Annotated in this window: 8 protein-coding genes and 2 pseudogenes; 6 read left to right on the top strand and 4 right to left on the bottom strand. The window is 65.5% G+C overall.

Translation table 11 applies throughout. The features are described from left to right. The first annotated feature begins 28 nt into the window (after nt 1-28). Nucleotides 29-1,831 carry an acyl-CoA dehydrogenase gene (locus CAG29_RS20745; protein ID WP_085695064.1) on the top strand — a complete coding sequence of 601 codons (1,803 nt, stop codon included), beginning with the start codon at nt 29-31 and terminating at the stop codon, nt 1,829-1,831. Between the two features lie 106 nt (nt 1,832-1,937). Here CAG29_RS20745 and CAG29_RS29150 read toward each other — a convergent pair whose 3' ends face one another. The 4 genes and pseudogenes from CAG29_RS29150 to CAG29_RS20730 form a co-directional block, all read right to left on the bottom strand. Continuing rightward, nucleotides 1,938-2,669, bottom strand: a complete 732-nt coding sequence (locus tag CAG29_RS29150) for a methyl-accepting chemotaxis protein (RefSeq protein WP_371857108.1) — start codon at nt 2,667-2,669, stop codon at nt 1,938-1,940. Nucleotides 2,670-2,804: 135 nt separating this feature from the next. Further along, a pseudogene (locus CAG29_RS29145) lies at nt 2,805-3,830 on the bottom strand (cache domain-containing protein); the annotation flags it as partial. Nucleotides 3,831-3,974: 144 nt separating this feature from the next. Beyond that, the gene (locus tag CAG29_RS20735) at nt 3,975-4,274 is read right to left on the bottom strand and encodes a cell division protein ZapA (RefSeq protein WP_085585342.1); all 300 of its coding nucleotides are present in this window, start codon (nt 4,272-4,274) and stop codon (nt 3,975-3,977) included. After that, entirely contained in the window at nt 4,271-4,501 is a 231-nt protein-coding gene (locus CAG29_RS20730) for a hypothetical protein (RefSeq protein WP_085585344.1), read from the bottom strand. The genes CAG29_RS20735 and CAG29_RS20730 overlap by 4 nt, the downstream gene beginning before the upstream one ends. 274 nt (nt 4,502-4,775) lie before the next feature. On the opposite strand from CAG29_RS20730, the pseudogene CAG29_RS29140 reads away from it, so the two are divergent. The 5 genes and pseudogenes from CAG29_RS29140 to selO form a co-directional block, all read left to right on the top strand. Continuing rightward, nucleotides 4,776-5,498, top strand: a pseudogene (locus CAG29_RS29140) (MCP four helix bundle domain-containing protein); the annotation flags it as partial. A gap of 30 nt (nt 5,499-5,528) precedes the next feature. Then, a complete protein-coding gene (locus CAG29_RS29135) occupies nt 5,529-6,401 on the top strand; it encodes a methyl-accepting chemotaxis protein (RefSeq protein WP_371916646.1) in 873 nt (290 codons plus the stop codon). A gap of 178 nt (nt 6,402-6,579) precedes the next feature. After that, nucleotides 6,580-8,322 carry a potassium/proton antiporter gene (locus CAG29_RS20720; protein ID WP_085695063.1) on the top strand — a complete coding sequence of 581 codons (1,743 nt, stop codon included), beginning with the start codon at nt 6,580-6,582 and terminating at the stop codon, nt 8,320-8,322. Nucleotides 8,323-8,356: 34 nt separating this feature from the next. Next, complete coding sequence (mscK, locus tag CAG29_RS20715; protein WP_085585351.1) at nt 8,357-11,710, top strand: mechanosensitive channel MscK; 3,354 nt, start codon at nt 8,357-8,359, stop codon at nt 11,708-11,710. 48 nt (nt 11,711-11,758) lie between these two features. Continuing rightward, the gene (selO, locus tag CAG29_RS20710) at nt 11,759-13,222 is read left to right on the top strand and encodes a protein adenylyltransferase SelO (protein ID WP_085640380.1); all 1,464 of its coding nucleotides are present in this window, start codon (nt 11,759-11,761) and stop codon (nt 13,220-13,222) included. Nucleotides 13,223-13,225 lie beyond the last annotated feature (3 nt).

The raw sequence follows: 13,225 nt of genomic DNA, 5'->3' as shown, positions 1-13,225 counted from the left end.
GATCCATTCCAAATACAGGTAGGCCGCCATGTCCGAGACGCTGCTCAGTTCCCGCAATCTGGCTTTCGAGCTGTACGAAGTCCTCGACGCCGAAGGTCTGACCCGGCGCGAGCGGTTTGCCGAACACAGCCGCGAAACCTTCGACGCCGCCATCGACACCGCCCGCAGCATCGCCGAGCAGCGCTTTGCGCCGCACAACCGCAAGGGCGACGAGAACGAACCGCGCTACGAGAACGGCCAGGCGATCCTGATTCCTGAAGTGAAGCCGGCGGTGGACGCGTTCCTGGAGGCCGGCTTCCTCAATGCGGCGCGCAGTTTCGAGGCCGGCGGCATGCAGTTGCCGACGCTGCTGTCCCAGGCCTGCTTCGTGCATTTCCAGTCGGCCAACGCGGCGACCACCTCGTACCCGTTCCTGACCATGGGCGCGGCCAACCTGATCGAGAGCTTCGGCACCGAGGAGCAGAAGCAGCGCTTCCTGGAGCCGATGATCGACGGCCGCTTCTTCGGCACCATGGCCCTGACCGAGCCCCACGCCGGCTCGTCGCTGTCGGACATCCGCACCCGCGCCGAACCGGCGGCCGACGGCACCTACCGCCTGAAGGGCAACAAGATCTTCATTTCCGGCGGCGACCATCCGCTGTCGGAAAACATCGTGCACATGGTGCTGGCCAAGCTGCCGGACGCGCCGCCGGGCGTGAAAGGCATTTCGCTGTTCATCGTGCCCAAGTTCCTGGTCAACGACGACGGCAGCCTCGGCCCACGCAACGACGTGCTGCTGGCCGGGCTGTTCCACAAGATGGGCTGGCGCGGCACCACCTCCACGGCGCTGAACTTCGGCGACAACGGCGAGTGCGTCGGCTATCTGGTGGGCAAGCCGCACCACGGCCTGAGCTACATGTTCCAGATGATGAACGAGGCGCGGATCGGCGTCGGCATGGGCGCGGTGATGCTCGGTTACGCCGGCTACCTCTATTCGCTGGAATACGCCCGCGAACGGCCGCAAGGGCGGCTGCCGGACAGCAAGGATCCGACCACGGCGCCGGTGGCGATCATCCGCCACGCGGACGTGCGGCGCATGCTGCTGACCCAGAAGGCCTACGTGGAAGGCGCCTTCGACCTCGGCCTGTACGCCGCCCGACTGTTCGACGACACCACCACGCTCGAGACCGAAGACGGGCGCAAGCAGGCCCATGAGCTGCTGGACCTGCTGACGCCGATCGTCAAATCCTGGCCGTCGGAGTTTTGCCTGAAGGCCAACGAACTGGCGATCCAGATCCTCGGCGGCCACGGCTATACCCGTGAATACCCGGTGGAGCAGTATTACCGCGACAACCGCCTGAACCCGATCCACGAAGGCACCCATGGCATCCAGTCCCTCGACCTGCTCGGGCGCAAACTGGCGCAGAACGGCGGCGCGGGGCTCAAGCAACTGATCCGCCTGATCGCCGACACCGCCGAACGCGCCCAAGCGTTCGATGCGCTCACGCCGCTGCGTGAGCCGTTGGAGAAACTGGTGGCCCGCCTCCAAGGCGTGACCCTCGGCCTGCTGACCGACCTGGCCCAAGGCAAGGTCAACGGCAGCCTGGCGAATTCGGCGCTGTACCTGAAAGTGTTCGGCCACGCGGTGATCGGCTGGCGTTGGCTGGAGCAGTCGATCCGTGCCGAGGAAGGCCTGGCCAAGGGCAATGCGGCGGACGCCGACTTCTATAAGGGCAAGCTGCAGGCGGCGCGGTATTTCCTGACCTGGGAGGTGCCGGGGTGCCACCATGAGCTGACCTTGCTGGAGGCTCGGGACGATACCTGCCTGGCCATGCAGGACGCCTGGTTCTGATCCAAGTCATGTGTGGTTTTTGAGGGCCATTCGCCAACAGGCTGGCTCCCACAGGAGAACGCGTTCCAAGGTGGGAGCCAGCCTGCTGGCGATGGCGTCGACCCCATCAACTCAGCTTGAACCCGCCCATCTGCCGCGCCAGGTCATCGGCCAGGCGCCGCAGCATCTGACAGTCCTCGCGGCACGCCCTGACCTCTCCCGCCGTGGCCCGGGCCAGATCGGAAATGCCCTGAACGTTGCGGTTGATCTCTTCGGTCACCGCCGACTGCTCTTCGGTCGCCGTCGCCACCTGATGGTTCATGTCGCTGATGCGTTCCACCTGCCCGGTGATAGCGGTCAGCGACGCGCCGGTGCGCTGGCTCGACTCGACCCCGGTGCCGGTGGCGGCCTGGCCGGAGCGCATCGACGAGACGGCGTTTTCCGCGCCTTGCTTGAGGCTGCCGATCATCTGCTGGATCTCGTCGGTGGAGGCCTGGGTGCGCCGCGCCAACGTGCGCACCTCATCGGCCACCACCGCAAAGCCACGGCCCATGTCTCCGGCCCGGGCCGCTTCGATGGCGGCGTTGAGCGCCAATAGGTTGGTCTGCTCGGACACGCCGCGGATCACCGCCAGCACCTGATCGATGGACGCCACCTGCTGGGCTAGCTCGCCGACCGCGCCGGCCGCGACACCGATCTCGTCGGACATGCTTTCGATATGGCGGATTGAGCCGCCGACCACTTCCTGCGCCTGCTGAGCCTCGTCGCGGGCGGTCTGCGAGGCGAGCGCGGCATTGCCGGCGTTCTGCGCGATCTCCTGCACGGTGAGGCCCATTTCGTGGACGGCGGTGGCGACCATGTCGGTCATTTCCTGCTGGCGGCCGGAACGCTCGGCGGTGTTGTCCACCACCCGGGCAACCTGGCCGACGGCGACGCGCAGGCTTTCGCTGGTGGTCAGCACTTCGCCGATCATGGCGCGCTGGCTGTCCAGGAAACGGTTGAAGCCGCGGGCGAGGTCGCCCAGCTCATCGGCACGGCTGGAATCTAACCGATGGGTCAAATCTCCACCACCGCTACCGATCGCTACCAATGCCGCTGTTACCTGACGGATCGGCCGCACCAATCCCTGGGCCAGCCACACCACCAGCGCCAGGCACAGCAGCGCCACCGCGACGCCGATGCCGCTGCTCATCCACATCGCCCGGCGGGCCTCGGCGTAGATCTGCGACTGCGGCACTTCGGCCACCAGCGTCCAGCCCAGATCGCGCAGCGGCAGGCTGAAGGCGAGGAAATCTTCGCCATCGCGCCTGAAGGTGGCGTTCACCGCGGTCTTCTGGCCCAGCACGGCTTGCGCGGCACCTGCGCCGATCTGCTCGCTCAGCGTGCGCTTGCCGCTGAACTGCGCCTCGGGGTGCACCTGGATCAGACCGTCGGAACGCACGAGATAGACCTTGCCACGCTCGCCGAAGCTGAAGTCGTGGATCAGCTGCGACAGCTCTTTCATGCTCAGCCCGAGCCCCGCCACGCCCACCGTCTTGCCGGCCTGCTCGACCTTGAGGTCGATGAACAGCGCCAGCTCGCCGGTGGCGCCGTCCTTGTCGATGTTGAGGGTGCGCGGCTGGCCGCTGTCCAGAAAGGCATAGAACCAGGCATCGGCCGGGTTGGAGCGGCTGAGGGTGCGGTCCAGGCCCTTTTCGGTGAGGTAATGGTTGGAGGCGGTACCGACGATCAACGCCGTGAACGCTTTATGTTCGGCGCGGATGCCTTCCAGATACTGCACGAAGGCTGCCGTTTGGCTGCTGTCTTCGCCGTTGGCGAGCCAGTCGCGCACCATCTGGTTGCTGGCGATGTCCTTGGCGGCCGTCAGCGGCTGGACGAGGATGCGTTCGATGTCGTTGCGCGTCGCCTCGATGCTCGACGGCAGCGCCTGTTCCACCAGATAGCTCTGGGCGAGGCGGTTGACCACCAGGGTATAAATGCCGACCACGATCAGAATGCTGACCAGCAGGGCGGTGCCCATGCCGAGGATCAACTGCCACTGAATACTGCGCCGCCAGAACTGCATGGATCACCCCCGAGGAATAAGAGGCTGAAACACTGCAACAGCCGTGCCGATTGTATACAGCTCGATCGACAATCTTATTCCCAGGTTGTGCTCAGGCCATCAACCCTGGTGGATGGTCTTGGCGATGGTCTCGACCGTGGCGCTGACTTGCTCTTGGTAACGCTCGAGTTCCTGCTGGTGCTGCTTCTTCATTTCGATCTGCTGCGAGCACAGGTTCATCGCCGCCAGCACCAGCAGGCGGTCGCCGATCAGGGTCGGGTACTTGCGCTTGGTGTCGGCCAGCGCGGCCTTGAGCATCATGGCCGCGTCCATCAGGGTCTGTTCTTCCCCGGCCGGTGCCTTGATCGAATAGTCTTCCCCGAGAATGGAGATGACCTTTACCCCGGCTCCGTGGCTCATACGCTGACCGGACCTGCGTTGACCCGGTCGACCAGGGCCTGGATGCGGGCGGCGGTGGCGCCGTGCTTCTCTTCCTGCTCCATCAGGCTCAGTTGCAGGCTTTCGTTTTCATCCTTGGCCTGGGCCAGTTCCGCGGTCAGGGACTGGTTGGTGTGCGAAAGGGTCTGGTTCTGTTGCACCAGGTCGCTGACGAGCTGTTCCAATTGGCTGAGGGAGGCTTCCAACATTTTGATTTCCAGGCATTTTTCAAAGGGCGCGTACGATAAAGAAAAGTCACCGTGGATGCCAGGGTTAAACCGGCGCAAGGCCTTGATTTTCCTGGCGGTCGACCGTTCTCGCGAGCTTTAGAGACTGCCGTCGGCCGATTGGGTTCCTGCACTTCGTCGCTTGGGGCCCGATGCGGCAAATGCGCACAGGGGCTCAAGACTTCCATCCCATGACCGATAAGTCAGCCAACAGCAGTCTCAGCCCGCAAGGACGCGGCCCTTCCTGGTATCCCCAATGTCCCTTCGCAACATGAACATCGCCCCCCGGGCCTTCACCGGTTTCTCGCTGATCGGCGCCCTGATGCTGATCCTCGGCGTCTTCGCCCTGAACCAGATGAGCAACATCCGCAGCGCCGCCGAGAACATCACCACCAGCAGCGTGCCGAGCATCAAGAACCTCGACGAGTTCACCCAGCTGTCCCTGCGCCTGCGGGTGCTGTCGTACCGCCTGCTGGTGAACCGCGAGCCGGACGTCCAGCAAAAGACCATCGAGCTGCTGGAGATGCGCAACCAGCAGATCCGCAAGGCCCAGACCGACTACGAGCCGCTGATCAGCAGCCCGCAGGAACGTGCCGCCTATGACCAGTACGTGCAGTTGCTGGCGCAGTACCGCCAGATCGAAGACCGGATGAAGACCCTGTCGCGCAACAATCAGGTGGATGCGCTGCGCAATCTGGTGAACACCGAGCTTTTGGACAACTCCGAAGCGATCAACACCGTGCTCAACCAGCTGATGCAGATCAACGGCGAGCAGATCAGCAAGACCAACCAGAACGCCGCCGACCAGTACGCCACCGCGTTCACCCTAGTGGTGAGCCTGCTGGTGATCGCCACCGGCCTGACGTTCCTGTTCGCCTGGCTGCTGACCGTCAGCATCACCAAGCCGATCGCCAAGGCCCTGGACGCGGCGGAAACCATCGCCGAAGGCAACCTGACCCGCTCGATCCACGTCGACGGCAGCGACGAAGCCGGTCGCCTGCTGGCGGCCATGGCCAAGATGCAGTCCAAGCTGCGCGATACCCTGCAGCGGATCTCCGGCTCGGCCACCCAACTGGCCTCCGCCGCCGAAGAGCTCAACAGCGTCACCGACGAAAGCGCCCGTGGCCTGACCCAGCAAAACAACGAGATCGAGCAGGCCGCCACCGCGGTCAACGAAATGACCAGCGCCGTGGAAGAGGTCGCCCGCAACGCGGTCAGCACCTCCGAAGCCTCCAGGCACGCCACCACCTCCGCCGGCGACGGCCGCGACCTGGTGATGGAGACCGTCAGCGCCATCGAACGCATGAGCGCCGACGTGCAGAGCACCGCCACCCTGATCGGCGACCTGGCCAACGAATCCCGCGACATCGGCAAGGTGCTGGACGTGATCCGCGGCCTGGCCGACCAGACCAACCTGCTGGCCCTCAACGCCGCCATCGAGGCCGCCCGTGCAGGCGAAGCCGGACGCGGCTTCGCGGTGGTGGCCGACGAAGTGCGGGCCCTGGCCCACCGCACCCAGCAGTCGACCAGCGAGATCGAGCGGATGATCGGCAGCATCCAGAGCGGCACCGAACATGCCGTGGACTCGATGCGCAACAGCACCGAACGCGCCGAATCGACCCTGAACATCGCCCGCGGCGCCGGCCTGTCGCTGGACACCATCAACAGCGCCATCGTCGAAATCAACGAGCGCAACCTGGTGATCGCCAGCGCCGCCGAAGAGCAGGCGCAGGTTGCCCGGGAAGTGGACCGCAACCTGGTGAACATCCGCGACCTCTCGGTGCAGTCGGCCACCGGCGCGAATCAGACCAGTGCGGCGAGCAACGAACTGTCGCGCCTGGCGTTGGATCTGAACAACATGGTCGGCCGCTTCAGCCTCTAAGCCCTCCAGCGGTGAGGGAGCCTGCTCCCTCACCACAAAATCCAAGTCTGTCCGCGGTATCGCAAGGGGTGCGCAAAAAGCTCTTTGACAGCCGCGCATTTGCGCAGGTTATTATCGCTGGCACACAGACTGCATGGTCAGTCCGTGCCCGCCTTTACGCTTTTCTGGAGTGATGCCTTTGAATGCGACGACCATCAACAGCCTGTTCTTGATCGGCGCGTTGCTGGTAGGTGCAAGCATTCTGGTGAGCTCACTGTCCTCCCGCCTGGGCATCCCGATCCTGGTCATCATCCTCGCCGTGGGCATGACCGCCGGGGTCGACGGCGGCGGGATCATCTTCGACAACTACCCGACGGCCTACCTGGTCGGCAACCTGGCGCTCGCGGTGATCCTGCTCGACGGCGGCCTGCGCACCCGGGTGTCGAGTTTCCGCGTGGCGCTGTGGCCGGCGCTGTCGCTGGCCACGGTCGGGGTGCTGATCACGACGGGCCTGACCGGCATGGCCGCGGCCTGGCTGTTCGACCTGAACCTGATCCAGGGCCTGCTGATCGGCGCCATCGTCGGCTCCACCGACGCCGCGGCGGTGTTCTCGCTGCTCGGCGGCAAAGGCCTGAACGAGCGGGTGACCGCCAGCCTGGAGATCGAATCCGGCAGCAACGACCCGATGGCGGTGTTCCTCACCGTCACCCTGATCGACATGCTCGCCAGCGGCCAGACCGGCCTGCACTGGAGCCTGCTCACCCACCTGATCTGCGAGTTCGGCATCGGCGGGGTGATCGGCCTGGGCGGCGGCTGGCTGATGCTGCAACTGGTCAACCGGATCAACCTCGCCACCGGCCTGTACCCGATCCTGGTGATCGCCGGCGGCCTGGTGGTGTTCGCCCTGACCAACGCCCTGCACGGCAGCGGCTTCCTGGCGGTGTACCTGTGCGGCCTGGTGATCGGCAACCGCCCGGTGCGCAGCCGCCACGGCATCCTGCACATGCTCGACGGCATGGCCTGGCTGGCGCAGATCGGCATGTTCCTGGTGCTGGGGCTGCTGGTCACCCCGCACGACCTGCTGCCCATCGCCCTGCCCGCCCTGGGCCTGGCGCTGTGGATGATCCTGTTCGCCCGGCCGCTGTCGGTGGTGGTCGGCCTGCTGCCGTTCAAGGCGTTCCACGGCCGCGAGAAAGCCTTCATTTCCTGGGTCGGCCTGCGCGGCGCGGTGCCGATCATCCTGGCGGTGTTCCCGCTGATGGCCGGGCTGCCCAATGCACAGCTGTACTTCAACCTCGCTTTCTTCATCGTGCTGGTGTCGCTGCTGGTGCAGGGCACCAGCTTGCCCTGGGTCGCCCGCCTGCTGAAGGTCACCGTGCCGCCGGAGCCGGCGCCGATCTCCCGCTCGGCGCTGGAGGTGCACGTCACCAGTGAGTGGGAGCTGTTCGTCTACCGCCTCGGCGCGGAGAAATGGTGCATCGGTTCGCCCCTGCGCGAGCTGAAAATGCCCGAAGGCACCCGCATCGCAGCCCTGTTCCGTGGCCAGCAACTGCTCCATCCGTCGGGTAGTACGGTGCTGGAAGTCGACGATCTGCTGTGCGTCATCGGCCACGAACACAACCTGCCGGCCCTCGGAAAACTGTTCAGCCAGGCGCCGCAGCGGGGCCTGGACCTGCGCTTCTTCGGCGACTTCGTGCTCGAAGGAGACGCCCAGCTTAAAGCCGTCGCCGCCCTTTACGGCCTGTCCGCCGAGGGCATCGATCCGGACATGACCCTGGGCCGCTTCATCGCCCAGAAAGTCGGGGGCGCCCCGGTGGTCGGCGACCAGGTGGAGTGGAACAACACCCACTGGACGGTCGCGGTCATGGACGGGAACAAGATCGGCAAAGTGGGCGTCAGATTCCCCGAAGGAAGTCGCCCGGGCCCCGGGCTCTTCCTCTAAACTGCGTCCACCTTCACTTGCTTGACCGGTCTCTATGCCTACCCTGCGTTCCTTTTTCGCCGCGGCCCTGCTGGGCCTGAGTCTTTCCGTCGGCCCGCTCCACGCCGCCGAGCCGCCGTCCAGCGAAGCCGTGCAGGCCAGCCTGGACAAGATCGCCGACCGCAAACTGCCCGAGGCCGACCAGAAGGCCCTGCAGACAGTGCTGCAGAACACGCTGACCCAGCTCAACAACCGGCGCGACTACGAACGCAAGCTGAGCGACCTCAAGCAGCAGCTGGCCACCGCCCCCAAGCAGACCCTCGACAACACCCGCGAACTGACGCGGCTCAAGGCCAGCAGCGTGGTGCCGGTGGCGCAGCGCTTCCCCAAGGAATCGATCGCGCAACTGGAACAGATGCTGGCCGAGCGCTCGACCCAGCAGAGCGACATGCAGAAGGCCCTGGCCGACGCCAACAGCCTGATCATCACCGCCCAGACCCGCCCCGAGCGCGCCCAGGCCGAGATCGCCGGCAGCCAGACGCGCATCCAGCAGATCAACACCGTGCTCAAGACCGGCAAGGACAGCGGCAAGCCGCTGACCGCCGAACAGCGCGACCTGCTCAATGCCGAACTCGTGGCCCTGAACGCCCTGATCCCGCTGCGCCGCCAGGAACTGGCCGGCAACAGCCAGCTGCAGGACCTGGGCAACAGCCAGCATGACCTGCTCTCGGAGAAGTCCGACCGCCTGGACCGCGAGCTTCAGGAACTGCAGACCCTGATCAACCAGAAGCGCCTGGCCCAGTCCCAGGAGACCGTCACCCAACAGTCCATCGAGGCCCAGAAGGCCGGCGGCAGCAGCCTGCTGGCCACCGAAAGCGCGGCCAACCTGAAGCTCTCGGACTACTTGCTCAAGAGCACCGACCGCCTCAACGAAGTCACCCAGCAGAACCTGCAGACCAAGCAGCAGCTGGACAGCCTGACCCAGAGCGACTCGGCCCTCGACGAGCAGATCAACGTGCTCAAGGGCAGCCTGCTGCTGTCCAAGATCCTCTACAAGCAGAAGCAGGCGCTGCCGCGGCTGCGGGTCGACCGTGACCTGGCGGACCAGATCGCCGACATCCGCCTGTACCAGTTCGAAGTCAGCCAGCAGCGTGAGCTGCTGAGCAACCCGGCCGCCTACGTCGACAACCTGCTGTCCACCCAGCCGCCGGAGCAAGTCACCCCGCAACTGCGCAAAAGCCTGCTGGAGCTGGCCAACACCCGCGCCGACCTGTTGGAGCGCCTGAACCGCGAACTGAGCGCGGTGCTCAACGAATCGATCACCCTGCAACTGAACCAGAAGCAATTGCTGAGCACCGCCCAGAGCCTGCGCGCGACCCTCGACGAGCAGATGTTCTGGATCCCCAGCAACAAGCCGCTGGACCTGGAATGGATGCGCGGCATTCCGGAGCGCCTCAAACGGCAGATCGACACCCTGCCGCTGGCCTCCAGCCTCAGCGAACTGACCGACGGCCTGACCCAGCGTCCGCTGCTGTTCCTGCCGCTGGCGCTGCTGATCGGCGCGCTGCTGTGGCGGCGCAAGCACCTGTATGCGCGCCTGAACAAGGTCCACCAGGACATCGGCCACTTCAAGCGCGACAGCCAGTGGCACACGCCTCAGGCGATCCTGATCAACATCCTGCTGGCGATGCCGGTGACCCTGGGCCTGGCCCTCTGCGGCTTGGCCCTGCAGATCGACGCCCGGGGGCAGAACGCCAACATGGGCGCGGCCTTGCTGCAGATGGCCCAGGCTTGGCTGGTGTTCTACACCGCCTACCGGATCCTCGCGCCGGGCGGCGTGGCCGAGCTGCATTTCCGCTGGGAAAAGCCGCAGGTCGAGTTCCTCCAGGGCTGGATCCGCCGGCTCGGGCTGGTGGTGATGGCGCTGGTGGCCGTGGTGGCGGTCGCCGAGCTGCAACCGGCGGCGCTGGCCGACGACGTGATCGGCATGCCGGTGGTGCTGACCTGCTACGCCCTGATGGCCTGGCTGCTCAGCCGCCTGCTGATCAGCAGCCCGACCCACGAGAACGCCTCGCTGTTTCGCAAGGCCGTGGGGATCATGTTCACCCTGCTGCCGATCGCGCTGTTCGTCGCCGTGTGCTTCGGCTACTACTACACCGCGCTGAAGCTCAGCGACCGCCTGATCAACACCCTGTACCTGCTGATGCTCTGGCTGGTCATCGAGGCCACCTTCGTGCGCGGCCTGGCCGTGGCGGCGCGGCGCCTGGCCTACCAGCGGGCGCTGGCCAAGCGGCAGGCGGCCAAGGAGGCCGGCGACGGCGAGGCCGTCATCGAAGAGCCGACCCTGGACATCGAGAAGGTCAACGAACAGTCCCTGCGCCTGATCCGCCTGGCCCTGCTCGGCGGCTTCATCGCCGCGCTGTACTGGGCGTGGGCGGACCTGATCACGGTGTTCTCGTACCTGGACAACGTCACCCTCTACGAATACACCAGCGGCACCGGCGCCAACATGAGCATGGTGCCGATCAGCATCGGCGACATGCTCGGCGCGCTGATCATCATCGGCATCACCTTCGCCCTGGCGCGCAACCTGCCGGGCCTGCTGGAAGTGTTCGTGCTGTCGAAACTGAACCTGGCCCAGGGCAGCGCCTACGCCACCACGACGCTGCTGTCCTACGTGATCGCCGGGGTCGGTTTCGTCTCCACCCTCTCCACCCTCGGCGTGAGCTGGGACAAGCTGCAATGGCTGGTGGCGGCGCTGTCGGTGGGCCTGGGCTTCGGCATGCAGGAGATCTTCGCCAACTTCATCTCCGGCATCATGATCCTGTTCGAGCGCCCGGTGCGGATCGGCGACACCATCACCATCGGCAACCTGTCGGGCACGGTGAGCAAGATCCGCATCCGCGCCACCACCATCACCGACTTCGACCGCAAGGACATCATCGTCCCGAACAAGACGTTCATCACCGGGCAACTGATCAACTGGTCGCTGACCGACACCATCACCCGGGTCACGCTCAAGCTGGGCGTGGACTACGGCTCGGACCTGGACCTGGTCAAGGAACTGCTGCTCAAGGCCGCCCGGGAAAACCCGCGGGTGCTCAAGGAGCCGGAGCCGCACGTGTACTTCCTCAACTTCGGCGAAAGCACCCTGGACCACGAGCTGCGCATGCACGTGCGCGACCTCGGCGACCGCAACCCGGTGATCGACGAGGTCAACCGCTTCATCAACCGCGAGTTCAAGAAGCAGCACATCAACATCTCGTTCCGCCAGATGGAGGTCTACCTGAAAAACCTCCACGGCCAGGAATACAAGATGGTGCCCATCGAGCCCGAGGCCAAAACCATCGTGCCGGTCGCCGACAACCAAAAGCCGCTGCAGGAACCGCCGCCGGCCAAGCTCGACTAACCGGCCTATTCCCAGCAGAATGCTCGGACATTCTGCTGGAGCCGGCCCTTGAAAGCCCTCGACGAACTGACCTTCGACAACCGCTTCGCCCGCCTGGGCGATGCGTTCTCGGCCCATGTGCTGCCCGACCCCATCGACAATCCGCGGCTGGTGGTCGCCAGCCCGGCCGCCCTGGCGCTGCTGGATCTCGACCCCGCAACGGCCGAAACGAAGGAATTCGCCGAACTGTTCGGCGGCCACAAGCTCTGGGCCGAGGCTGAACCGCGGGCGATGGTCTATTCCGGGCATCAGTTCGGCGGCTACACGCCGCAGTTGGGCGACGGTCGCGGCCTGCTGCTGGGCGAAGCGGTCAACGATGCCGGCGAACACTGGGACCTGCACCTCAAGGGCGCCGGGCAGACGCCGTTCTCGCGCATGGGCGACGGCCGTGCGGTGCTGCGTTCGTCGATCCGCGAGTTCCTCGCCTCCGAGGCGCTGCATGCCCTGAACATCCCCACCAGCCGCGCCTTGTGCGTGATCGGCTCAGACACCCCGGTATGGCGCGAGAAACAGGAACGCGCGGCGATGGTGCTGCGCCTGGCGCCGAGCCACATCCGCTTCGGCCACTTCGAATACTTCTACTACACCCAGCGCACCGAGCAGCAGAAGCAACTGGGCGAACACGTGCTGGCCGAGCATTTCCCCCATTGCCTGGAACAACCGGAACCGTACCTGGCGATGTTCCGCGAGATCGTCGAGCGCAACGCCGGACTGATCGCCCAATGGCAGGCCTACGGCTTCTGCCACGGAGTGATGAACACCGACAACATGTCGATCCTCGGCATCACCTTCGACTACGGCCCGTATGCCTTCCTCGACGACTTCGACGCCCACTTCATCTGCAACCACTCCGACGACCAGGGGCGCTACTCCTTCAGCAACCAGGTGCCGGTCGGCCAGTGGAACCTCAGCGCCCTGGCCCAGGCCCTGACGCCGTTCATCAGCGTCGAGGCCCTGCGCGAAACCCTCGGCCTGTACCTGCCGCTGTTCCAGGCCCATTACCTGGACCTGATGCGCCGCCGCTTCGGCTTCACCACCGCCGAGGACGGGGATCAGGCATTGCTCGAACAGTTGCTGCAACTGATGCAGAACAGCGGCGTCGACTACACCCTGTTCTTCCGCCGCCTGGGCGAAGAGCCGGCGGAGCAGGCCGTCGCCCGGCTGCGCGACGACTTCGTCGACATCAAGGGCTTCGATGCCTGGGGCGAGCGCTATGTCGCCCGCGCCGCACGGGACGGCGACACCGGCCAGGAGCAGCGCCGGGCGCGCATGCACGCGGTCAATCCGCTGTACATACTGCGCAACTACCTGGCCCAGCGGGCCATCGAAGCGGCCGAGAGCGGCGACTATTCAGAGGTTCGCCGCCTGCACGCGGTGCTGAGCAAGCCGTTCGAGGAACAGCCGGGGATGGAAAGCTACGCCGAGCGACCGCCGGAGTGGGGCAAGCATCTGGAGATCAGTTGTTCGTCGTGAGCC

This window comes from Pseudomonas sp. B7(2017), from assembly GCF_002112745.1.
Lineage (GTDB): Bacteria > Pseudomonadota > Gammaproteobacteria > Pseudomonadales > Pseudomonadaceae > Aquipseudomonas > Aquipseudomonas ekonensis.
The sequence above is the reverse complement of the archived record's forward strand: the minus strand, read 5'-3'. Positions and strand labels throughout refer to the sequence as shown.

Bases quoted from the DNA above. Each gene is read 5' to 3' on its own strand.
- CAG29_RS20745 (WP_085695064.1), top strand. From the start codon at position 29: ATGTCCGAGACGCTGCTCAGTTCCCGCAATCTGGCTTTCGAGCTGTAC.
- CAG29_RS29150 (WP_371857108.1), bottom strand. From the start codon at position 2,669: ATGGTCGCCACCGCCGTCCACGAAATGGGCCTCACCGTGCAGGAGATC.
- CAG29_RS20735 (WP_085585342.1), bottom strand. From the start codon at position 4,274: ATGAGCCACGGAGCCGGGGTAAAGGTCATCTCCATTCTCGGGGAAGAC.
- CAG29_RS20730 (WP_085585344.1), bottom strand. From the start codon at position 4,501: ATGTTGGAAGCCTCCCTCAGCCAATTGGAACAGCTCGTCAGCGACCTG.
- CAG29_RS29135 (WP_371916646.1), top strand. From the start codon at position 5,529: ATGGCCAAGATGCAGTCCAAGCTGCGCGATACCCTGCAGCGGATCTCC.
- mscK (WP_085585351.1), top strand. From the start codon at position 8,357: ATGCCTACCCTGCGTTCCTTTTTCGCCGCGGCCCTGCTGGGCCTGAGT.